The organism is Pantoea sp. R102, assembly GCF_004916815.1.
Classification (GTDB): Bacteria; Pseudomonadota; Gammaproteobacteria; order Enterobacterales; family Enterobacteriaceae; genus Pantoea; species Pantoea dispersa.
Genome location: NZ_SDFT01000004.1, coordinates 1 through 20,645, shown reverse-complemented (window position 1 = coordinate 20,645; position 20,645 = coordinate 1). Strand labels below are relative to the sequence as shown.

Genomic DNA, 20,645 nt, shown 5'->3' with positions numbered 1-20,645 from the left:
AAATTAACCGGCAATCAGGGCCAGACCCTGAGGTTTAAAATTAATCGCCACCCGTGCGGCCAGCGGCAGCTGCTGCTCCATCTGCGCATCGACGATAAACAGCGAGCCCAGTTCCGTGTTGACCTCGTATTCGATGTGATCGCCCAGCCAGGTGGCATGCGTCACCTCGCCGCGCAGTGCGCCTTCAGCACCGCTGTGCAGGGTAATGAACTGTGGTCTGACCGACAGCTGCGCGGATCCGGTCGCAACGCCGTTACCGCGCACGCGATAGCGCTGCCTGCCGAGTCGCACCAGCGCTTCGCTGCCTTCTACCTGTTCGACTTCGCACGGCAGAATATTGGCTTCGCCCATAAAGTCAGCGATGAACACCGAATTGGGCGCGTGATACAGGCTTTCCGGCGCGCCCTGCTGAGCAATATCGCCCTCTTTCATGACAATAATTTTATCCGACACCGCCAGCGCCTCTTCCTGGTCGTGCGTGACATACACCGCCGTGAAGCCCAGCCGCTGCTGCAAATCACGAATATCCGTGCGCACCCGGCGGCGCAGGCGCTCGTCGAGATTGGAGAGCGGCTCATCCAGCAGCAGTACCTGCGGCTCCAGCACTAGCGCGCGCGCCACCGCAATGCGCTGCTGCTGCCCACCGGAAAGTTCGGACGGCAGCCGCTGCCCCTGACTCTCCAGCCCGACCAGTTTCAGCCCTTCGCGCGCACGATCCTGCGCTTCCTTTTTGCTCATGCCGGACGATTGCAGGCCGTACATGATGTTGTCGAGCGCACTCATGTGCGGAAACAGCGCGTAGGATTGAAACACCATCGCCACGTCGCGCTCGTTGGCTGGCAGATGTGTTACGTCTTTGCCACCAATTAAAATACGCCCCGAAGTCGGATGTTCCAGGCCGGCCAGCAGGCGCAGCGTGGTGGTTTTACCGCAGCCGGAAGGCCCCAGTAGCGTCACCAGCGTACCTGGCTCCACCGTCAGCGATAAATCCGGCAGCGCGGTAAAACCGGCAAAGCGTTTTTCGACGTGTTCAAACACCACGGAACCAGCAGTAATCGCGGTCATACGGCACTCTCCTGAGTTAACGAAGGGGAAGCAGGTGGCGCGGCGACGTCCACCGGGCGCGCCACGCGGCGCAGGCGACGTTCGCCCACCAGCCACTGGAACACGCCAATGATCAGCAGCATCACCACAATCAGTACTGTCGAATAAGCAATGGCGACGCCGTATTCGCCATTCTCCACCAGCCCGACGATGTAGGACGTCGCCATGTTGTACTGAGCGCTGACGAGGAAGATTACCGCGCTGATCGAGGTAATGGCGCGGACAAAGGCATACACCAGCGCCGCGCTGATCGCCGGTTTCAGCAGTGGCAGCACCACTTTGCGCAGCGTGCGGAAACTGCTGGCACCCAGCGTCAGTGACGCTTCATCAAGGCTTTTATCCAGCTGGCTCATCGCCGCGATACCGCCGCGCACGCCGACTGGCATATTGCGGAACACAAAGCAGGCAATCAGGATCATTGCGGTGCCGGTAATCTCCAGCGGCGGCAGGTTATAGGCCATCACATAACTGACGCCGATCACCGTGCCGGGAATGGCAAAGCTCAGCATCAGCAGGAACTCAAACGTCTGACGACCGGCAAATTTCTGCCGCACGATGAGCCAGGCGGTCAGTAGGCCCACCACGGCGGTGAGCGGTGCGGCAATCAGGGCTATTTCCAGCGTGGTCCAGAACGAGTTCCACGCCACGCCGCTCCACAGCAGATGACCGTCACTGACGCTGACGCGGAAAGCGCGCACGTAGTGTTCGATGGTCAGCGCATCGTTCAGGCCCCACGACTGCACAAAGCCGCCGACTACAATCATGCCGTAGATCACCAGGGTAAACAGACCCCATGGAATCACCATGCCGTATACGCCGTAGCGCAGCAGACGCGGCAGCTGACCATGTTTGCCGCCGTCGCCCTTGCCGGTCACCGTGGCGAAGTTTTTGCCACCCAGCCACAGCCGCTGCAGCACAAAGGCGGCCAGCGTGAAGCACAGCAAAATCATCGCCAGCACCGCGGCGCGACTCGGATCGTTTTGCGCGCCTACCACCGAGAAGAAAATTTCGGTAGAGAGCACGCCGTGACTGCCGCCCAGCACCATCGGATTACCAAAATCGGCCATGCTTTCGATGAAGCTGATTAAAAAGGCATTAGCCAGACCCGGCGCCATCAGTGGCAGCGAAACGCGGCTGAAGGTGCGCCAGCGGTTAGCGCGCAGCGTTTGCGACGCCTCTTCCAGCGACGGACTGACGCCCTCCACCACGCCAATCAGCACCAGAAAGGCAATCGGCGTGAACGACAGCACCTGAGCAATCCAGATACCGGTCAGGCCATACAGCCAGCGGCCGGGCTCGATGCCAAACAGCGCCGCCAGATGCTCCGTCACCACGCCCGAGCGACCGAACAGCAAAATCAGCGCCAGACCAATCACGAACGGTGGCGTGATGATCGGCAGAATGGTCAGCATGCGCAGCGCTTTTTTGCAGGGCAGCGGCGTGCGCGTTGCCGCCAGGGCAAAGGCCAGACCCAGCAGCGTCGAACCGCTGGCAGTCATCAACGCCAGCCACAGCGTGCGCCACGCGGTGCCGCAGGTGCCGCCTTTCAGACAGGCAAGGCTCCAGATCGACGGATCCTGTAAATTGCTGATCAAACCGTCCGGTTTGAAACTGCCGTCAACGTCCTGCACCGACACCACAAACATGCTGAGCACCGGATAGAGTACGAAGATGCTGACCAGCGCAGTCAGCAGCACCAGCGACGCCACCACAAAGGCATCGCCTTTCAGCACGCCGCGTTCGGCCAGCGCAAACGAGAACAGCAGCAAAAACACGGTCAGCAGCAGGAGCGCGCCAGCGCCCATCGCTGGCTGTCCCTGCGGCAGCGCGCCGAAGCGATTTTCCAGCCACAGCCAGCTCCAGCCGCTGTAACCAATCGCGTGCCCTTCCACAATCAGGAAGATCACGCCCAGCGCGCTGAACAGCAGCATCAACCGGCTGCGTGCGCTGCCGGGCAGTAAACCACAGGCGGCGCACAGCGCCAGCAGCGCCACGGCGAGCGCCAGCCATGGATGGCTGCCGATCTGCCACAGTGCCGGCGCGCTGGCTTCATCACGCCACAGGTTAAGCAGCCAGCCGCTATCGAAAAAGCCTGCTTCCAGGCTGTACCACGGCAGCAGCAACAGCGCGACGGCGCCCAGCAGCAGCGCGCCCGTCAGACGGCGATTATTTGCGTTCATGTGTTACCTCAATGCGGAATCATCGCGCCATCCTTAGCGCTGTCGGAACCGGCAAGCCGCCGCCAGCGGCAGCGTCCGGCGATGCGGCATTACTGCGCGCTGGCGCCGATCTCTTTATCCCAGCGGCTCAGCAGCGCTTTACGTTTGGCGGAATCGCCGTAGGTTTTGAAGTCATAATCAATTAGTTTGATGTTCTCGAAGCGCGGCGCGTATTCGGAGATCTCAGCACTGCGGTTTGACGGCAGCTGGAAGGATTTGGCCTCTTTCATGTGCGACTGCGCTTCGGCGCTAAGCGCCCAGTCGTACCACACTTTGGCATTGGCCAGATTGCGTGCCCCTTTGACGATCGACATTGAGCCAATCTCATAGCCAGTGCCTTCACAGGGCGCGACGGTTTTGATCGGGAAGCCGTCGACTTCCATCGCCACCGCGTCGTGCATAAATACGATGCCCACGGTGGTTTCGCCCCGCGCCGCTGCCTTCACCGGCGCCGAGCCGGATTTGGTGTACTGGGAAATATTGGCGTTGAGCTTTTTCAGGTAATCGAACGCTTTGTCCTCGCCCATGATCTGCACCAGCGTCGCCAGGGTGTTATAGGCGGTGCCGGACGAGTTCGGATTGGCAATCTGAATTTCGCCTTTGAAGGCCGGATCGAGCAAATCAGCCCAGCAGGCTGGCGCTTTGAGCTTTTTATCCGCCAGCAGTTTGGTGTTGTAGCCCCAGCCGAGCGCACCGGCATAAATCCCTACCGTACGGTAACCTGAGTTTTCCGCCTGCTTCTGCGCCCAGTCCTGCTGCTGGTCGAGCAGCGGCGATTTATACGGCTGCGTCAGCCCCTCTTCCGCCGCCTGCATATGCGGATCGCCGGTGCCGGCCCACCAGATGTCGGTGCGCGGGTTACGCGCTTCGCTGCGCAGGCGGGCATAGGCTTCACCCGCTGACAGGCGCACCATGCTGACTTTAATATCCGGATGTGCCTGGCTGAAAATGCGCGTCATATGTTCGCACACCACCACGTCCGCCGAGCAGACCATATTGAGATTGCCAGCGGCCGTCGCGGCAAACGGCAGCGCGGTGCAACTGAGGGACAGCGCGATGGCCAGTGAGGTGTAGCGCATGATGTTCTCCTTGGTTGGCAGGGTTCCGTGCTTAACAGAGGTTTTTATTTGCACGTGTGTGCAAATTAGTAATGAACAGAAAATAGCCTGTCAAATAGCGCAATCTGCAATTGACAGGCTGTGTCACAAAAATGCAACAAATGTGATCGCAGACAAATTGCACAGCTTTGCAATTTACGGCAGACTGCTTTTCAGCCGTAATTGTGAGGAGTTGAAGATGCAGAATGACAAAGCCGGGGTGAGCGCGCAGGATGTGGCGGATCGCGCGGGCGTGTCGCGTTCGGCGGTGTCGCGCGCCTTTACGCCCGGTGCCAGCGTTTCTGCAGCCACCCGTGCCCGGGTGATGAAAGCGGCGCAGGAGCTGGGCTATCACGTTAACCACCTGGCGCGCGGGCTGGTGCGCAACCGCAGCGGCATCGTCTGCCTGATCGTCTCTGAAATCGCCACGCCTTACCGCGCCACACTGGTGCGCTGGCTGACACAGTTTTTACAGGAAGCGGGCAAAGTGGCGATGCTGATTAATACCGATCGTTCCGACAACAGCGTCTCCGCCGCGCTGCTACAGGCGATTAATTTTCGCGCCGACGCCTCCATCATCCTTTCCGGCATGCCGGATCGCACCATCACCCGCCAGTGCTATCAGCACGGTCAGCGTATCATCCTGATCAACCGCGACGAAGCGCTGCCGGGCTCGCTCAGCATCAACCTCGACGCGCAGGCGGCGGCCGAAACGGCGGTGATGGCGTTTCAGCGCGCCGGCTGCCGTCAGCTGGCGTTCGCCAATTCGCTGGCCGGTACGCCGAGCCTGATCAAACGTGAAGCGGCGTTTATCGCCGTGGCGGAGCGCGCCGGACTGACGGTCAGCGTGGAGCGATTCGGCACCACCTCGTATGAGAGCGGTCAGATCCTGGCGCATCGCCTGCTGACGCGTCATCAGCGCCCGGACGCAGTGTTCTGCGTCACCGACCTGATGGCCTGCGGTTTCATGGATGAAGCGCGCCACCGTTTCCAGCTGCGCGTACCGGAGGATTTGTGCCTGATTGGCTACGACAATATCGCGCAGGCTGGCTGGTCCTCTTACAATCTCACCACCTTCGCCCAGCCGGTGGAGCGCTTTGCCCGCGACGCCATCGCCTGGCTGACGCAGACCGAGCAGGCGGAAAGTGGTTTTACGCCGCAGAGTGAGCAGCAGCACGACATGCTACTGTATCAGGCTGATGTGGTATGGCGCGGATCGGTGCGTGGCGGCTGATCTAAGCGCGGCATACCTGCCGTACCGTGTCACGCAACCAGCGGTGTGCGGCATCCTGCTCCAGCCGCGGATGCCATAGCTGTGACACCGTCACCTCTGGCGTGGCAAACGGTAATTCAAACATCGCAAACGCCGGATTATGTTTGATTAGCGGATGGTGCAGGCACAGCGTATGCGGCACCAGCGCCAGCCAGTCGCTGTGCAGCGTGAGCGCGACGGCAGTGGAAAAAGCGGGTACCACGGCCGCCACCTGGCGGGTAAAACCGGCGGCGAGCAGCGCCTCATGCACCGGCCCGCCCAGCTCACCGCGCCTTGACGCCACGATGTGACCATATGCGGCCAGCTGCGCCAACGTCACGTCCGCGAGTAACGGATGCCCGGCGCGCACCACGCCGACGAAGCGATCGCGAAACAGCGCCTGCAGCCGAATCTCCGGTCCCATATTGCCCAGTATGCCAATCTCCAGATCAACGTCGCCGCTGCGCAGCGGTCGATCATTTTTCTCTGCTTTCGGCATGAAGCGCAGCTGCACGCCGGGCGCCTGTGCGCGGACTGCGGCGATCAGCGCGCTGCCAAACGCTTCGACAAAACCTTCGTTGGTACGCAGCGTGAAGTGGCGCTGCAGCTCGGCGGCAGCAAAGCGTTGCGCGGGTGGACTCAGCAGCGCCTGCGTGTCCTGCAAAGTGGCATGCACCTGGCCGCGCAGCGCTTCGGCGTGTGGCGTCAGCACCATCACGCGCCCGGCGCGCACCAGCAGCGCATCGCTGGTGGCGACACGCAGTCGCCCCAGCGTGCGGCTCATCGCTGACTCGCTCAGCCCCAGACGACGCGCAGCGCCCACTACGCTGCCTTCACTGAGCAGCGCGTCCAGCGCAGGGAGTAAATTCAAATCGACGCTATTCATCGCATTATCCTTATTGATTGAGCGCCATCTGGCAAGGCGTTTGCTGCAGGTTATCTATGCAGATGCTGCGCGTTCCGCCTGTTGTCATGCAAGGGTAGACTTTTCACTCACCCCAAAACCAGGAGAGGGTCATGAACAAGGCTTCCCGTGCTTTATTGATTGGTGCTTCACGCGGCATCGGCTTCGCGCTGGCGGAGAATATGCTGCAGCGTGGCTATCAGGTGGTGGCGACCGGCCGCCAGCACTCCCTTCACGCGCTGCAACAGCTGGCGCAGCGCTACCCGCAGCAGCTGACGGTGGAGAGCGTGGACATCACCGTGCCAGCAGAGGTCAACGCCCTGCATCTGCGGCTAAGCGGCCAGCAGTTCGATCTGCTGCTGGTCAACGCGGGCGTGAAAAATGACGATCGCGAAACCCTTGCCGATGTGTCGACGGAAGAGTTTATTCGCGTAATGGTCACCAACGCGCTGAGCCCGCTGCGCGTGCTGGAAACCTTCAGAAACAACGTCAGCGCGCATGGCACGCTGGCGGTGATGTCCTCCGGCCAGGGCAGTCTCACCAACAACACCCAAGGCAACTACGAGGTGTATCGCGGCAGTAAAGCGGCGCTGAATATGTTTATGCGCAGCTTTGCCGCGCGTCACGACGATGCACGCACGCTACTGCTGCTGGCCCCCGGCTGGGTACGCACCGACATGGGTGGTGCCGGGGCGCGACTGAGCATTGAGGAGAGCATCCCGAATCTGCTCAACACGGTGGAAAGCCAGACCGGACGCGGCGGCCTGCACTATCTCGATTACCTCGGCCGCGTAGTGCCGTGGTAAGCATTTCACGCCAGCTTGCGTTCGATCAGCTGACGCAGCGTGGCGCGCAGCCAGCGGTGCGCCGGGTCTTCGGTCCGGGCGTTATGCCACAGCAGCGAAAGCGCATAATCCGGCATGCCGATCGGCACCGCCGTCGTACTCAGCGCATAGCGCTGTTGCCATGCCTGCACCAGTCCCTGCGGAACGGTCGCGAACAGCGGCAGACGCTGCAACATTAGCGGTAACACCGAGAAGTGCGGCGTGACATAACGCACGCGGCGCGTCAGCCCCTCGCGGGCTAACGCGGCGTCCAGCGCACTTTCACTCACGCCGCGATAGGAGACCAGCGCATGCTGATACTGCACGAACTGCGCCAGCGTCAGCGGTGGTGCAAGGTCAATTTGTCCGCGATGCCATACCGTGCGGAAGCCGGCGCGCGCAATGTGCTCCCGCGTGAGATCGCGGCTGGTTTCCTCTCCGACGGTCACCACCGCGTCAGCCTGCTGCTGCTCCATCAGCGGAATGGCCTGCCACGGATCGGCAGCCACCACCCGGATATCAATATTCGGAGCCGAGTCGGCCAGCTGCAGCAGTAAATCGGGCATCAGCCAGTGCTCGAGCCAGTCGCTCATGCCGAGCGTAAAACTGCGGCTATCGTGCGCGGCATCAAAGCGATCGGCAGTGAAAATAACGCGATGGACGCTCTGTAGCAGGGGTGCGATCTGGCGCACCAGCTGCTCTGCGCGCGGCGTGGGCATCATGCCTTGCGAGGAACGCACGAACAGCGCATCGTCAAACATTGCCCGCAATCTTTTTAATGCCGCGCTGACCGCCGGCTGCCCCAGATAAAGCCGGTGTGCCGCCTGGGTTACGCTACGCACGTCATACATGACCAGCAGCACAATCAATAAGTTAAGGTCAATTCTGCTCAAATCATTTTCATTGATGCCTTTCATGATTTTAATCGATTTAAATAATGATATAGCTCTCAGTATAGTGACCTGTAGTAACAGGCACCACGCTTTAAGGAGGCAATATGACCCTGCACATAGGTGAATGCAGCATTGATAAAGTGATCGAGCAGACCAGCTCACTCCCCTTCGCTGCGCTGTTTCCGGCACACCGCGAGACGATGAGCGACACGCTGGCACAGCAGCCGGCAAAGCTATCCATCCATAGCTGGGTGGTGCGCACCGCTCGCGACACCATCGTGATTGATACCGCAACGGGCAATGGCCGAAACCGCGATAACAAGCCGCTGTTTCACCAGCTGCAAACCGCGTGGCCGCAACGTCTGGCCGAAGCGGGCGTCGACCCTGATGAAGTGACGCTGGTGCTGATGACGCATATCCACACCGATCACGTCGGCTGGAATACCTGCTGGCGCGCTGGCCGCTGGCAGCCGATGTTTCGTCATGCGCGTTACATCTGTTCAGCGCGTGAACTGGCACAGTGCCGCAGCACGCCGTCGATGCAGGCGCTGTATCACGACAGCCTTGCGCCGCTGCTGGCGAGCGGCCAGCTGGAAACTATTGATGTGCAGCACTCCCCGCTGTTTGCCGGTGTGCTGCGCTATATGCCGACGCAGGGCCACAGCGTCGACCACGCTTCAATTGTGCTGCAAAGCGCCGGTGCCCACGCGGTATTTAGCGGTGATGTGATGCATCATCCAGTTCAGTTTGCACATCCGCAATGGAACTCAGTTTTTTGTGAGGATTTACCACGCGCCGTAACGTCACGTCAGTTACTGATAGACTGGTGCATCCGCCATCAGGCACTCTGGTGCAGCTCACATTTTGCCGGCAGTTCGTGCGGCCGGGTTTCGCCAGAGCGGCAATGGATTCCTGTGGAGGCCTGAACCATGCAATACGCTGATTACCTCACCGCGTCGCTGGGGGATATGCAACAGGCGCTGGCCCAGCGCCGGGTGAGCGCACGCCAGCTCACCATGTTTGCGCTGCAGCGCATTGCTGACGTGGATCAGCCGCGCTACAACGCCATCAGCTGGCTGTTTGCCGATGACGCGCTGGCTACGGCCGCTGCCAGCGATGCCGCACGGCAGCAGAATGCGCCAGTTGGCCCACTGGCCGGTATTCCGCTGCTGATTAAAGACAACATTGAAGTCAAAGGCTGGCCGACCAGTGCCGGTTCGGCGCTGCTGCGCGATGTAATTGCCAGCGAGGATGCACCGCTGGTTACGGCTCTGCGTCAGGCTGGCGCAATCCTCATCGGCAAAACCACCATGCATGAACTGGCGGCAGGCATCACCGGCGCGTCGTCGCTGAGCGGCTTCACCCATAATGCCTGGCAGCAAGGCCGTTCTCCGGGAGGTTCAAGCAGCGGTTCAGCCGTGGCGGTGGCCGCAGGCTTCGTACCGCTGGCGATAGGCAGTGATACCGCCGGTTCGGTACGCATTCCGGCCGCATTCAATGGCCTGTTCGGCTTACGTATGACGCGCGGTGCACTGAGCAGCGCTGGCATCGTGCCGCTGTCGCCCACCCAGGATATCCCCGGACCGCTGGTGCGCTACGCGGCTGATTTGCGGCTGATCAGTGAAATACTCACGGGCCAGCGTTTTTCCCGTCCCGACCGGCCGTTGCGCATCGGCATCTGGCAGGAAGGATTTGCCGCAGAGGAAACGGAGATTAACCAGGCGGTGCAGGATGCTGTGGCACCGTTTCAGCCGCGCATGCTGAGCTGGCCGCAGCTGGAGACGCTGGCGACGGAAGCCAATATTATTGCCTATGAATTTGCCGACGCGCTGGCCGCCTGGCTGGCGGATAAACCGCAGGCACCGCTGCGCACGCTGGCGGCGATTGCCGCGTCAGGACGCTATCATCCCCAGCTGGAGGCCACCTTCAAAACCCGCGCGCAGCATCCCGGCATGCAGAGTGACGGCTATCGCGAGGTGCAGTTGCGCCAGCAGAGGCTGTATCAGCAACTGGCGCAGTTTTTTCAGCAGCAGCAGATCGACCTGCTCGCTTATCCGGTAGTCCGCCATCCGCCAGTGAAGCATGGCGAGTTACAGCCTGGCAGCAACGCGCTGATCTCAGCCGTCACCGGCGCACCGGCAATCAGCATTCCGGTCGGCCTGAGTACGGAAGGGTTACCCATCGGCCTGGAGCTTCTGGCGCTGCGCGAGCGGGAAGATGTGCTGTTAATGGCGGCAGAACAGATTGAACAGGCGCACCCGCCGTTCAACTGTGCAGCGCCAGCCCTTTGATGGCTTTATCCACCGCCTTTTTCGGGCCGCGCAGCGCGATGCCCACCAGGTTGAGATTATCGGCGTCTTCGGCCAGAAACACCGCGCGGTTGGCGGCATCGTGGCCGGTGGAAAACATCGCTTCAACGTAAGGAATCAGCGTTAACTCGCGCTCTACGCCCTGGCGATGCGCTCGTTGCAGGCCGGCTAAATCGGCGGCAAACACCAGCATCGGCTGGCCGGCCATGTTGCCGTACTGACGACCGTGCGCGTCGACGTAGGGTTCACCCATCATCTCCGGCGCGGCCGCCGCAATGCCGGTCGCCAGAAAAGCCACCACATTCAGGCGCTGCCAGGTGGCTAAATCATCACGTACGATCAGGGCAATTTTGGTATCAAACATCTGTCAGAACTCTCCGGTGAGGATTAAAAATCCCATCATCGGATAGCCGGCAGAGAGCGGTATAGAACGTTTGTGCACTGGCGCTGATAGGCGGCGGGCGTGAGACGATAAGCACGCTGGAACCAGCGGCCAAGGTGGCTTTGGTCGGCAAAGCCCACCTGCGCTGCGACCTGCACTGGCTCAACGCCCTGTGCCAGCAGCGCACGCGCGCTACGCAGCCGCAGCCGCACCAGATAGGCGTGCGGCGACTGGCCAAACACCTGCTTAAACTGGCGCGTCAGGCGGAAACGATCGATGCCGGACAAGCGCGACAGATCGTCCAGCCCGATATCCTGCGCCATAAAATCGTGCAGATAGTCACGCAGCAGATGCATCTGCCGCTGAGCGTCACTGAGTTGCATGCCGGGTTTATTTTCCAGATGCCGGGACAGCAGCGTGAGCAGATGATCCAGGCTCTGATCGCGCGCCAGCCGCCCTTCCCGCTGATGCACCGCAAACCATGCCTGCTGAATCGCAGAGGCCAGCTGCGCATCATCGGTGAGCGTGGAGCGAAATGCCCCCTGAATATTCGCCACATCGCCCAGCCCGCGGCGCTGCATCATCTCCGCCACCCAGGGTTGCGGCAGATAAAGCATCACATAGGTAAAACCGGCGGCATCAGGCGCGTGACCATCGTGTACCGCGCCCGGCTCAATCAGAATAGCGCGGCCCGGCGTGCTGGTGTGCAGCGCGCGGTGACAGTTAAAGCGCTGCAGCCCCTGCTGCGTCACGCCGACCAGCAATTCGTCGTGGTCGTGCGGATCGTAAGCGTGGCCGCAGAAGTGCGCGTTAACACTTTCGATGCCCGTCTCCTCATCGCGACGGAAATCTACCCAATCGTTAGTAGCTGACATAGCGAATTCGTGACCTCTGACGGCGTATCAGGCATAGCCTAGCAGCCGGAACCACAGATAATCCAGCGGTAACAGCAGCAGCGCGCTCAGCACAAACACCAGCAGGCACAGCTGCAGACCGGCTCTGGCAGGCACATTCCCCAGCCCCATTGCCACCACGATGGGCGACGCCTGATATGGCAGCAGCGGGGTGGCGTAGGCAAAAACCTGCAGCATCACCACGCTCAGTAGCGGAAAGCCCGAAGCGGCAGCCAGCTCCTGCGCCATCGGCGTGACCATCGCCGGCACGCCGTTGGCGGTGAGCACAAAATTCAGCAGCGTCACCAGCGCATTGAGCACGGCAAAATTACTGAATGACGGCGAGTCATGCAGCGGCAGCAGGTGAAGCAGTGCATTGGCGATGAGCCGCCCCAGGCCAGAGTCCACCACCACCGTGGCGACGCCGAGAATGCCGGCGATATAGATGCAGGTGCGGAAATTGACGCCGCTGGCAAAATCGTCGCCCGAAAGAAAGCCCACGCGCGGTAACAAACACAGACACGCCGCGGCCAGCCCGACCCACGCAGCGGATAAGCCGTGCAGGCTGTCGGTCATCCACAGCAGTAACGTGACGGCCAGTAGGGCAATCAGCCGCCATTCGCGCCCGCTTAGCGCCGGCAATGCTTCCCGCGTCGCCACCGGCTGCGGCTGAGCGCGGAACAGCAGCGTAATGCAGGCAACCAGCAGAATACCTTTGCCCAGCCCCACCACCGGCATGTGCAGCAGCCACCACGGCAGCCATTGCAAATGCAGCTGGTACGCGCTTTCCGCCGCGCCGCTCAGCACCAGGTTTGGCACGTTGGCGGGCAGAATACTGGCAGAGAGTTGAAAGGTGCCGAAGCCCACCGCCAGCGCCAGCCCAATGCTGCCGCGACTGCCCGGCCGGATACCGGCCCGCTCGCCCAGCGCCAGCACCACCGGCATCAGCAGCGCGATGCGTCCCATGTTCGACGGCATCACCAGCGCCAGCAGATAACTCAGCAGCACCGTGCCCGCCACCATCCGCGGCCAGCTCTGGCTGAACGGCACCACCAGCCAGTTGGCCAAGCGTTGGGCTAGGCCCACTTTGCGGATCGCCGCGCCCAGCACAAAACCGCTCAGCACCAGCCAGAACGCTGAGGAGGCAAAACCGCTGAACACGCTGCTGGCTGGCGCTATCGACAGCAGCATCGCCGCCGCAAAAAACAGCAGCGCGGTAAGGTATTCCGGCAACCGCGCCAGCGCCCACAGCAAAATTGTGATGCTGACCACCAGCGTGGTCAGCCAGAATGAGGTATCAATCATCGTGCCTGAACTCCCTTTCTTCGCAACTGCGCACAAAGCGCATCAGCATAGGGCAATCCCTGTCGCAGAAAGCTGCGGCAGTTAACAGTTTGTTAACTCGCCAGCTGCGTTAGCCAATGAATCAGCGCCTCGCTGCCGGGCTGACTGCGGGAGCGCTGTGGCCAGGCGAGGAAATAGGGTTTGCTCAGCGGCAGGCTGAGCGGATCCACCACCTGTAGCGCGCCGCGCGCCAGTTCGCCGGCAATCAGACGACGCTGTCCCAGTAGCACGCCGACCCCGGCTACCGCCGCGTCGATGGCCAGGGAGGTGAGATTAAAACTGAATGCCGGCTGGACCGCCGGCTCCATGCTGCCTTTGGCCTGAAACCAGCTGCGCCAGTCGGGCAGAAAGCGCCCTTCATTGCCCCAGTCCAGATGGATCAACGGCGCCTGGCTTAGCAACGATTCGCCCGGGTAACGCTGTATCAGCGCCGGACTGGCGACCGGCAGCACCTCGTCACAGAACAGCCGTTGCTTGTCGAGTTGCGGGTAGCGATCCTCACCAAAGCAGATGACAAAATCTGCCGCTGTGGCGCTGAAATCCACCGGCGCATGAGTGCCGTGCAGGCTGAGATCGCAGTCCGGGCAGTGAGCCCGCCAGGCGGTAATATTCGGCAGCAGCCATTTCGACGCCAGCGCCGGCAGTGAATAGAGCGTCAGCTTTGGCATGCTGGCCGCATGGCGCAAATTTTGCTGCCCCAGATGCAGAATGTCGAACGCCTCACTGACATAGCGCAGATACTCTTTGCCGGTTTCCGTCAGCATCACGCCGCTCTGGGTACGCACAAACAGTGCGCTGCCCAGCTGCGCTTCCAGCTGACGAATTTGCTGGCTGACGGCAGCCGGCGTCAGCGCCAGCTGCGCGGCGGCTTTCGCCAGGCTACCAAGTTCCGCCGCCACTTTGAACGACTGAATCACGCTGATTTTCGGCAAACGTGACGCGGGTGCAGGCATTAAGGTTTCCTTAGCAAGGCGTTAAATATTTATCGTTAGGCATCAACATATCAGGCCGTTACAGTCTCTACACCTGCCAACTCAGAGAACCACCGCGATGTCTGCTTTGATTCGATTTGATTTGCACCCCCTGGCCGACGCCGACTGGCGTCGGCACTGTCGCCAGCAGCTGGAGCAACACGGCGCGCTGGTGCTGCGTCAGTTTTTGCAACCGGCTGCGCTGCAGTCGATCGTGGCTGACGGGCTGGCCCAGCGCCACCTGGCTTACCACACCGTCAGCAAGCACAACGTCTATCTGCTGAAGCCGGACGAGGCGTACCGTGCCGATCATCCGCGCAATCGTGACGTAATCAGCACTAAAGGCTGCATCACCGACGATGTGATTGCAGCGGAATCGCCGCTGCGCCAGCTGTACAATGACGAACTGTTTAAACGCTTTCTGTGTGATGTGCTGGACGAAGACGCGCTGTATCCGTATGCCGACCCGCTGTCGTCCATCAATCTGCATTACGCGCCTGACGGCCAGGAACTCGGCTGGCATTTTGACAACTCCTCATTCGCCATCACGCTGCTGCTGCAGAAACCGCGCGCTGGCGGTGTGTTTCAGTACGTGAAAGATCTGCGCGATGCGGACGCCGGCGAGATGAACTACGACGGCGTCGCCGCCGTGCTCGATCAGCGCCAGCCGGTTGAGGCGCTGGAGATAGATGCCGGTGACCTGGTGCTGTTTCGCGGGCGTAATTCGCTGCACCGCGTGACGCCCACCGAAGGCGATGTCACGCGTATGCTGGCGGTGCTGGCCTACAACACCCAGCCCGGTATCGCGTTGTCCGAAACCGCGCGCATGACCTTTTACGGCCGGTTGTAAGCCACCAGCGCGCGCCAGCCGCGCAGGAAAATCTGCCGGGTACGAAACGCAGTTAAGGCGCGCCAGTCCTCATCGGCGGGCCAGAACCCCTCCACCAGCTGCTGCTTCAGCGCGCGTCCGGCGTGGCTTGCCGGATCGCCCTGCAGATGCAGCCAGTGATCGTCGCGCACCCGGCGGTGCATCTCTTCGCCCGGATAAGTGCCACACTCCACCACCAATGGCAGCAGCTGCGTGTCAGGCAGCGACGTCAGCAGAAACTGCGAGACATAGCCCGTTGCCGTGGCAGTCACCCCGGTGTCGCTGTCGCGCCCGGCGCCGGTAAACAGCAGCGTCAGCCACTCATCGTATAACGACTTGCCCCAGTCATGCGCCGGATAGCGCTGTTCAGCAATCGCCAGCAGCATCGGATGGCCCCACGCGCCGGCACCGGTGTGCAGGTCGAAACTCAGGATGACCTGCGCCTGACGCAGATGCTGTTCGACGATGGAGTGCAGCGTGCGGTGCGACCAGGCCGGCTGCTGCCCGCCATAAAACAGGCCATCTGCTGCCTGATATTGTCCCGCTTCCACTACCCGTTTTAGCGCCGGCCAGCCTGACTGCTGCAGTGTCTCCGCCAGCAGCCGATCGGCATGTGCGCGGTCGCCGTGGTACAGATCGTGCCATAGCGCATAGTGCGGATTAGCGGGTGCGGGCTGGCTGAAATCGATGAAATTCCGGTTGAGATCGATATTGTCTTCATTGACGCGCCGCAGATGCGCAGCGCCCCATGGATTTAGCAGATGGACCAGCACAAGGGCGCAGTCGGGCGGTAACGCGGCGACATCGAAGCTATCAAGCCAGGCGATCTGGCTGTCTGAACCGTAATAGCCCTCCACACCATGTGTGCCGGAGAGAATCAGCATGCGTTTGGGAGCCGCCGGATCGCCGATCACCGCAACGTCGGTGTACAGCGCGGCCCCGTCGGGCGCGGTCAGCGGATGGCGATAGGCAGTCAGCGCGCCGTGCTGGCGCGTGACGGCGGCCAGGAATCGCGCCCGCTGCTGGGTATAATCAGGGAGTAAAGACATGATTTTCCTGTGCGTAATGAAGGCAAATCGCCCTGCGATTAGGGATAAACCTTAACTTTAAAGTACTTCTGCGCCAGCCGGTCGTAAGTGCCGTTGCTGTGCAGCGCAGCCAGCGCATTGTTGATTAAAGTAAGATTGGCCGTATCGCCTTTACGCAGCCCGATACCTACGCCGTTCCCCAATAATGCTTTATCCACCAGCGTGGCTTTATTGACATAACCCTTGCCTTCCGGCGTGTTGAGAAAGCCCTGCTCGGCCGAAACCGCATTCGCCAGGCTGGCATCGAGTCGACCCGCTACCAGATCCGGATAGATCTCCATCTGATTCGGATACGAGACCACGTTGACGCCCTGCGGTGCCCACTTCGTTTTGGCGTAGGTTTCCTGGATGGTGCCCTGCGCGACGCCGATATTCTTCCCGCGCAGCGTGCTGATATCCGCCGTCAGCGTGATGTTGGCAGGCGTCAGCAGCGCGCTGGGCGTGATGTATAGCATATCGCTGAACGCCACCTGCTCGCGGCGCTTCTCCGTCATCGACATCGCCGACAGAATGGCGTCAAATTTCTTCGCCTGCAGCGCCGGAATGCTGCCGTCAAAGCCAATCTGCACCCACTGACATTTCACTTTGGCCTGCGCACAGATGGCATTGCCCAGATCAATATCAAAACCCTGCAGCGAGCCATCGCTGGCTTTGGATTCGAACGGTGGAAAAGTGGGATCGACGCCAAAACGCAGCGTCTGCTGCGCCGCAGCCAGTTGGCTGAGGGCGCTGAGTGACAACAGTAAGGCAAAAGACCAACGCTTTTTCATGATGCTCTCCGGCAGGCTATCTCACAGGTTTTAACCTTGTAATAACACGATGCCGCTGACGCCACCATCAAAAGCGCGCAAAAATGCAGAGCAAATTCTTATATATGTTAATGAGTTAGCGAAATTTGTCGCGCCATTAAGTTTTACTTAACGCTCTGTCATGATTTTGTCATCAGGGGCTCATGCCGCTGTCAGCCTCGGTTTTCTATGCTAACCCGCGTTATACTGCCCGCCATCAGCAAGCGGCCGCCACTACCGGGAGATCGCATGAAAATTTTGGTGATAGAAGATGAAGCCGGGGCGCGTGATTACATGCGCAAAGGATTGACCGAGGCCGGTTTTATCGTCGACGTGGCGGAAAACGGTCAGGATGGCCTGTTTTATGCGCAGGAGCACCATTACGATCTGATTCTGCTGGATGTGATGATGCCCGGCATCAATGGCTGGGAGGTGATGGCGCAGCTGGATAAGCAATTGCAAACGCCGGTGATTTTCCTGACTGCCAAAGGCACGGTGGAAGATCGCATCAAAGGGCTGGAGCTGGGTGCCGATGACTATCTGGTCAAACCCTTCTCCTTCGCCGAACTGCTGGCGCGCGTGCGCACCCAATTGCGGCGCGGTAGCCAGCAGAAGCTACCCGACATCCTGACGCTGGCCGATCTGCAGCTGGATATTGCCCGTCGCCGGGTTGAGCGCGCCGGACAGCGCATCGACCTGACCAACAAAGAGTTCAACCTGCTGCATCTGTTTCTGCTGCATCCCGGCGAGGTACTGACGCGCACGGTGATTGCATCACGCGTCTGGGACATGAATTTTGACAGCGACACCAACGTGGTGGATGTGGCGGTAAAACGGCTGCGGCAGAAAATTGACGGCCCTTTTAACCGACCATTAATTCATACCGTGCACGGTGTCGGTTATCGCTGCGAAGCTGAAACATGAAACCCCGCTCGCTCGCCGTCCGCCTTTCGCTACTGCTCAGTGCTACGGTGGTGGTCATTTTTACACTCAGCGGCATGGCGCTGTATCACGCACTGGCGAAGCAGATCGGCGTGCGCGATGACGCAGCCCTGCTGACGCGCATCGATCAAATGCGCACGCTGCTGCGCGATGAAGATGCGCTGACGCTGATTCAGCAGAAGCCGCGGCTGTTCGCCAACATGCTGGGCAATACCGAATCGTTGCTGGTGCTGCGCTTTCCCGGCCAGCCGCCGCTAATCGTGATCAATCCTGGCGCGCGTCCGGTGCCAGCCATTACGCCGGTCGCCGCCGATCAGCCGTTAACCCTGCAATCGGTCCACCATCAGCAGGCGGTGGACGGCACGCCGTTTATCGCCGCCGCCGCGTTAACACCAACGCGCGATGGCAGCGGCCAGATCGAAATCATCACCGGTCGCCTGATGAGCGACCGCACGCAGACCCTCACCGGCTATCGCCACCAGATTATCCTGTGCACCGCGCTGGCGGCGCTGCTGGTCGCCGCGATCAGTGTGCTGCTGGTGCGCCACGGCCTGACGCCGCTGCGCCGGCTGGCGGCGGAAGCTGGGGTGATCGACGTGCGGCGGCTGTCGCATCGCATTGAACTGACCAGCGCGCCAGGCGAGCTGCAACCGCTGCTGGCGGCGCTCAACCAGATGCTGAGCCGGCTGGAGCAAGGTTATCAGCAACTTAGCCAGGTCTCAGCGGACATGGCACACGATCTGCGCACGCCGATTGGCACGCTGCTTGGCCAGACGGAAGTGGCGCTAAACCAGCCGCGCAGCGTCAGCGAGTATCAAACGCTGCTGGGTTCCAATTATGCGGAGCTGGAGCGGCTGGCGAAGATGATTGATAACATGCTGTTTCTCGCCAAAGCCGCAGACGCCAGCCAGGCGCTGGACAGGCAACGCATCGATCTGACCCCGCTGGGTGAGCGGTTGAGTGACTATTTTGAGGGCATGGCGGAAGAGCATGGCATGCAGCTTGTCATCTCGCTTCACGGCGAGTTGCACGCCGATCCGCAGTTGTTACAGCGCGCGCTGGCGAATCTGATCGCTAACGCGCTGCATTACGGCACGCGCGACGGCACCATTCACGTCTCCAGCATTCCGCAGCCAGACGCCGTGCTTTTGATGGTGGAAAATCAGGGGCCGACGCTAAGTCAGGCGCAGCAGGCACGCCTGTTTGACCGCTTCTGGCGCGCCGATGCGTCACGCCAGCAGGGCGGCAGCGGACTGGGTCTGTCGATCGTGCGCGGGATCATGCAACTGCATCAGGGCAGTTGCACGGTGAGCAGCGAACACGGCATTACCCGTTTCTGCCTGCGGTTCCCACGTTAAGCGCGCAGGTGCGCAGGTGCGCACCTGGTTAAGTCCCTTAGATAAACGTGAAAATTTCGTCCTGCGACAGACGCGATTTCGGCAGCGTGGCGTTGAAATCTTCCTCACTGCGATAGCCAAGCGAAACCAGCACCACGCTGGTAAAGCCCTGTTCACGCAGGCCCAGCGCCTGGTCAAGTGCGCGCGCATCAAAGCCTTCCATCGGGGTGGCATCAATGCCGAGCATCGCTGCGCCCAGTAACAGTCCGCCCAGCGCCAGATAGACCTGTTTCTCCATCCACTGCGGCACGTCGCGCAGCTCATAACGGTGCATATCCACGTAGCTGCGGCGGCTCTTATCCTGCCCGGCTTTGGCTTCGGGTTTGGCAAAACGCCCGTCTTTCTCTTCCTGCGCCAGCACGTTTTGCAGGTGCGCTTCATCCAGATCGGTGCGCATGCACAGCGCAATCACGTGTGAGGCGTTCAGCACCTTAGGATTGTTGTAAATGAACGCGCCACTGGTGGATTGCGCCATCTTTTCCCGCCCTTCCGCAGTCGACGCGACAACAAAGTGCCACGGCTGCGAGTTGACCGATGACGGGCTGTTGCGCAGCAGGTTAAGCAGCGTGTCGATCTCCTGCTGCGGCAGCGTTTTGCCCGCAGAGAAAGCTTTTACGGTGTGACGGCGGGCAACCGCATCATTAAGGGTCATGAGAGTCTCCTGATTGAAGATTGCGCCAGAGCGCAGATAAATAGCAAAGTCGCTACCTTAACCGCCCGGGCTGACGGACGGTTAACCTTACGTGTTTTAATGACTTAAAAGCCGCTGAGGACAATCTTGCCGCGTGCGCGACCGCTCTCAATCAACGCATGCGCTTTACGCAGGTTGGCCGCGCTGATGCTGCCGTGATGCTCGCCAGCGGTGGTCTGCAGGGTTTGATCGTCAATCAGCTGACTCACCTGCTGCAGAATCTGATGCTGGCGCTGCATATCGGCGGTATGGAACAGCGAGCGGGTAAACATCAATTCCCAGTGCAGCGAGATGGCTTTGCGCTTCAGCGGCACCGCATCCAGTGTTTCCGGATCGTCAATCAGCGCCAGTTTGCCCTGCGGAGCCAGCACATCGATCAACTGCGGGTAGTAGCTGTCGGTATGGGTCAGTGAAGCCACGTAGCGCACCTCGTTATGGCCAATCGCTGCCAGCTGCTCACCCAGCGGACGCTGGTGATCGAGAACATGATGGGCACCCAGCGAGCGCACCCAGTCAGCGGTTTCCGGGCGAGAGGCGGTACCAATGACCGTCAGTCGGGTCAGTTTGCGCGCCAGCTGCGTCAGCATCGAACCCACGCCGCCGCCCGCGCCGATGATCAGCAATGTGCCTTCGTCGGCAGCATCAATTTCCAGGCGATCGAACAGCAGTTCCCACGCGG

The 20,645-nt window shown here is 60.8% G+C and carries 20 protein-coding genes; 7 read left to right on the top strand and 13 right to left on the bottom strand.

All coding sequences use genetic code 11. The features are described 5' to 3' along the window. Positions 1–3: 3 nt before the first annotated feature. The 3 genes from ERD80_RS00530 to ERD80_RS00520 all read right to left on the bottom strand — a co-directional run bounded on the left by ERD80_RS00530 (position 4) and on the right by ERD80_RS00520 (position 4,402). Entirely contained in the window at positions 4–1,065 is a 1,062-nt protein-coding gene (locus ERD80_RS00530; protein WP_058781083.1) for an ABC transporter ATP-binding protein, read from the bottom strand. Next, positions 1,062–3,284: an iron ABC transporter permease gene (locus tag ERD80_RS00525; RefSeq protein ID WP_136545512.1), complete on the bottom strand. Its 2,223-nt coding sequence runs from the start codon at positions 3,282–3,284 to the stop codon at positions 1,062–1,064. Before ERD80_RS00525 ends, ERD80_RS00530 begins: the two co-directional genes overlap by 4 nt. Before the next feature lie 89 nt (positions 3,285–3,373). Beyond that, positions 3,374–4,402, bottom strand: a complete 1,029-nt coding sequence (locus ERD80_RS00520; protein ID WP_058759035.1) for an ABC transporter substrate-binding protein — start codon at positions 4,400–4,402, stop codon at positions 3,374–3,376. Between the two features lie 217 nt (positions 4,403–4,619). Between ERD80_RS00520 and ERD80_RS00515 the strand changes: the two genes are divergently transcribed. Beyond that, positions 4,620–5,654 carry a LacI family DNA-binding transcriptional regulator gene (locus tag ERD80_RS00515; protein ID WP_125310855.1) on the top strand — a complete coding sequence of 345 codons (1,035 nt, stop codon included), beginning with the start codon at positions 4,620–4,622 and terminating at the stop codon, positions 5,652–5,654. Between the two features lies 1 nt (position 5,655). Here ERD80_RS00515 and ERD80_RS00510 read toward each other — a convergent pair whose 3' ends face one another. Next, positions 5,656–6,558, bottom strand: coding sequence for a LysR family transcriptional regulator (locus ERD80_RS00510; protein ID WP_136545511.1), 903 nt, complete (start codon positions 6,556–6,558; stop codon positions 5,656–5,658). Between the two features lie 131 nt (positions 6,559–6,689). On the opposite strand from ERD80_RS00510, the gene ERD80_RS00505 reads away from it, so the two are divergent. Further along, positions 6,690–7,382, top strand: coding sequence for an SDR family NAD(P)-dependent oxidoreductase (locus tag ERD80_RS00505; RefSeq protein ID WP_125310858.1), 693 nt, complete (start codon positions 6,690–6,692; stop codon positions 7,380–7,382). A gap of 5 nt (positions 7,383–7,387) precedes the next feature. On the opposite strand, the gene ERD80_RS00500 is transcribed toward ERD80_RS00505, so the two are convergent. Further along, positions 7,388–8,293, bottom strand: a complete 906-nt coding sequence (locus ERD80_RS00500; RefSeq protein WP_248295801.1) for a LysR family transcriptional regulator — start codon at positions 8,291–8,293, stop codon at positions 7,388–7,390. 104 nt (positions 8,294–8,397) lie between these two features. Between ERD80_RS00500 and ERD80_RS00495 the strand changes: the two genes are divergently transcribed. Both ERD80_RS00495 and ERD80_RS00490 read left to right on the top strand, forming a co-directional pair. Further along, positions 8,398–9,219, top strand: a complete 822-nt coding sequence (locus tag ERD80_RS00495) for an MBL fold metallo-hydrolase (protein WP_136545509.1) — start codon at positions 8,398–8,400, stop codon at positions 9,217–9,219. Between the two features lie 3 nt (positions 9,220–9,222). Further along, positions 9,223–10,584, top strand: coding sequence for an amidase (locus ERD80_RS00490; RefSeq protein ID WP_136545508.1), 1,362 nt, complete (start codon positions 9,223–9,225; stop codon positions 10,582–10,584). On the opposite strand, the gene ERD80_RS00485 is transcribed toward ERD80_RS00490, so the two are convergent. From ERD80_RS00485 to ERD80_RS00470, 4 genes are all read right to left on the bottom strand, one after another. Continuing rightward, complete coding sequence (locus tag ERD80_RS00485; RefSeq protein WP_136545507.1) at positions 10,559–10,966, bottom strand: DUF2000 family protein; 408 nt, start codon at positions 10,964–10,966, stop codon at positions 10,559–10,561. The genes ERD80_RS00490 and ERD80_RS00485 overlap by 26 nt on opposite strands. 35 nt (positions 10,967–11,001) lie before the next feature. Continuing rightward, positions 11,002–11,859, bottom strand: coding sequence for an AraC family transcriptional regulator (locus tag ERD80_RS00480; RefSeq protein ID WP_136545506.1), 858 nt, complete (start codon positions 11,857–11,859; stop codon positions 11,002–11,004). Positions 11,860–11,886: 27 nt separating this feature from the next. Further along, a complete protein-coding gene (locus ERD80_RS00475) occupies positions 11,887–13,182 on the bottom strand; it encodes an SLC13 family permease (RefSeq protein WP_136545505.1) in 1,296 nt (431 codons plus the stop codon). Positions 13,183–13,274: 92 nt separating this feature from the next. Beyond that, positions 13,275–14,174, bottom strand: a complete 900-nt coding sequence (locus tag ERD80_RS00470) for a LysR substrate-binding domain-containing protein (RefSeq protein WP_136545504.1) — start codon at positions 14,172–14,174, stop codon at positions 13,275–13,277. 97 nt (positions 14,175–14,271) lie between these two features. Here ERD80_RS00470 and ERD80_RS00465 point away from each other — a divergent pair, with 97 nt between their 5' ends. Continuing rightward, positions 14,272–15,042, top strand: a complete 771-nt coding sequence (locus ERD80_RS00465; protein ID WP_136545503.1) for a 2OG-Fe(II) oxygenase — start codon at positions 14,272–14,274, stop codon at positions 15,040–15,042. Here the strand turns inward: ERD80_RS00465 and ERD80_RS00460 are convergent. Together ERD80_RS00460 and ERD80_RS00455 are read right to left on the bottom strand one after the other, a co-directional pair. Further along, a complete protein-coding gene (locus ERD80_RS00460) occupies positions 15,027–16,109 on the bottom strand; it encodes a DUF2817 domain-containing protein (protein WP_125310237.1) in 1,083 nt (360 codons plus the stop codon). The genes ERD80_RS00465 and ERD80_RS00460 overlap by 16 nt on opposite strands. 38 nt (positions 16,110–16,147) lie before the next feature. Continuing rightward, positions 16,148–16,918, bottom strand: coding sequence for a transporter substrate-binding domain-containing protein (locus tag ERD80_RS00455; protein ID WP_136545502.1), 771 nt, complete (start codon positions 16,916–16,918; stop codon positions 16,148–16,150). A gap of 267 nt (positions 16,919–17,185) precedes the next feature. Here ERD80_RS00455 and ERD80_RS00450 point away from each other — a divergent pair, with 267 nt between their 5' ends. Continuing rightward, positions 17,186–17,860 (top strand): heavy metal response regulator transcription factor, encoded by a 675-nt coding sequence (locus ERD80_RS00450; RefSeq protein WP_104093403.1) that lies wholly within the window; start codon positions 17,186–17,188, stop codon positions 17,858–17,860. Next, positions 17,857–19,236, top strand: a complete 1,380-nt coding sequence (locus ERD80_RS00445; RefSeq protein WP_136545501.1) for a heavy metal sensor histidine kinase — start codon at positions 17,857–17,859, stop codon at positions 19,234–19,236. The genes ERD80_RS00450 and ERD80_RS00445 overlap by 4 nt, the downstream gene beginning before the upstream one ends. Before the next feature lie 37 nt (positions 19,237–19,273). Here the strand turns inward: ERD80_RS00445 and ERD80_RS00440 are convergent, their stop codons facing one another. Both ERD80_RS00440 and ERD80_RS00435 read right to left on the bottom strand, forming a co-directional pair. Next, the gene (locus ERD80_RS00440) at positions 19,274–19,927 is read right to left on the bottom strand and encodes an oxygen-insensitive NAD(P)H-dependent nitroreductase NfsB (protein ID WP_021508932.1); all 654 of its coding nucleotides are present in this window, start codon (positions 19,925–19,927) and stop codon (positions 19,274–19,276) included. A gap of 104 nt (positions 19,928–20,031) precedes the next feature. Continuing rightward, a partial coding sequence (locus ERD80_RS00435; protein WP_136545500.1) for a zinc-binding alcohol dehydrogenase family protein occupies positions 20,032–20,645 on the bottom strand: 614 nt, incomplete at its 5' end.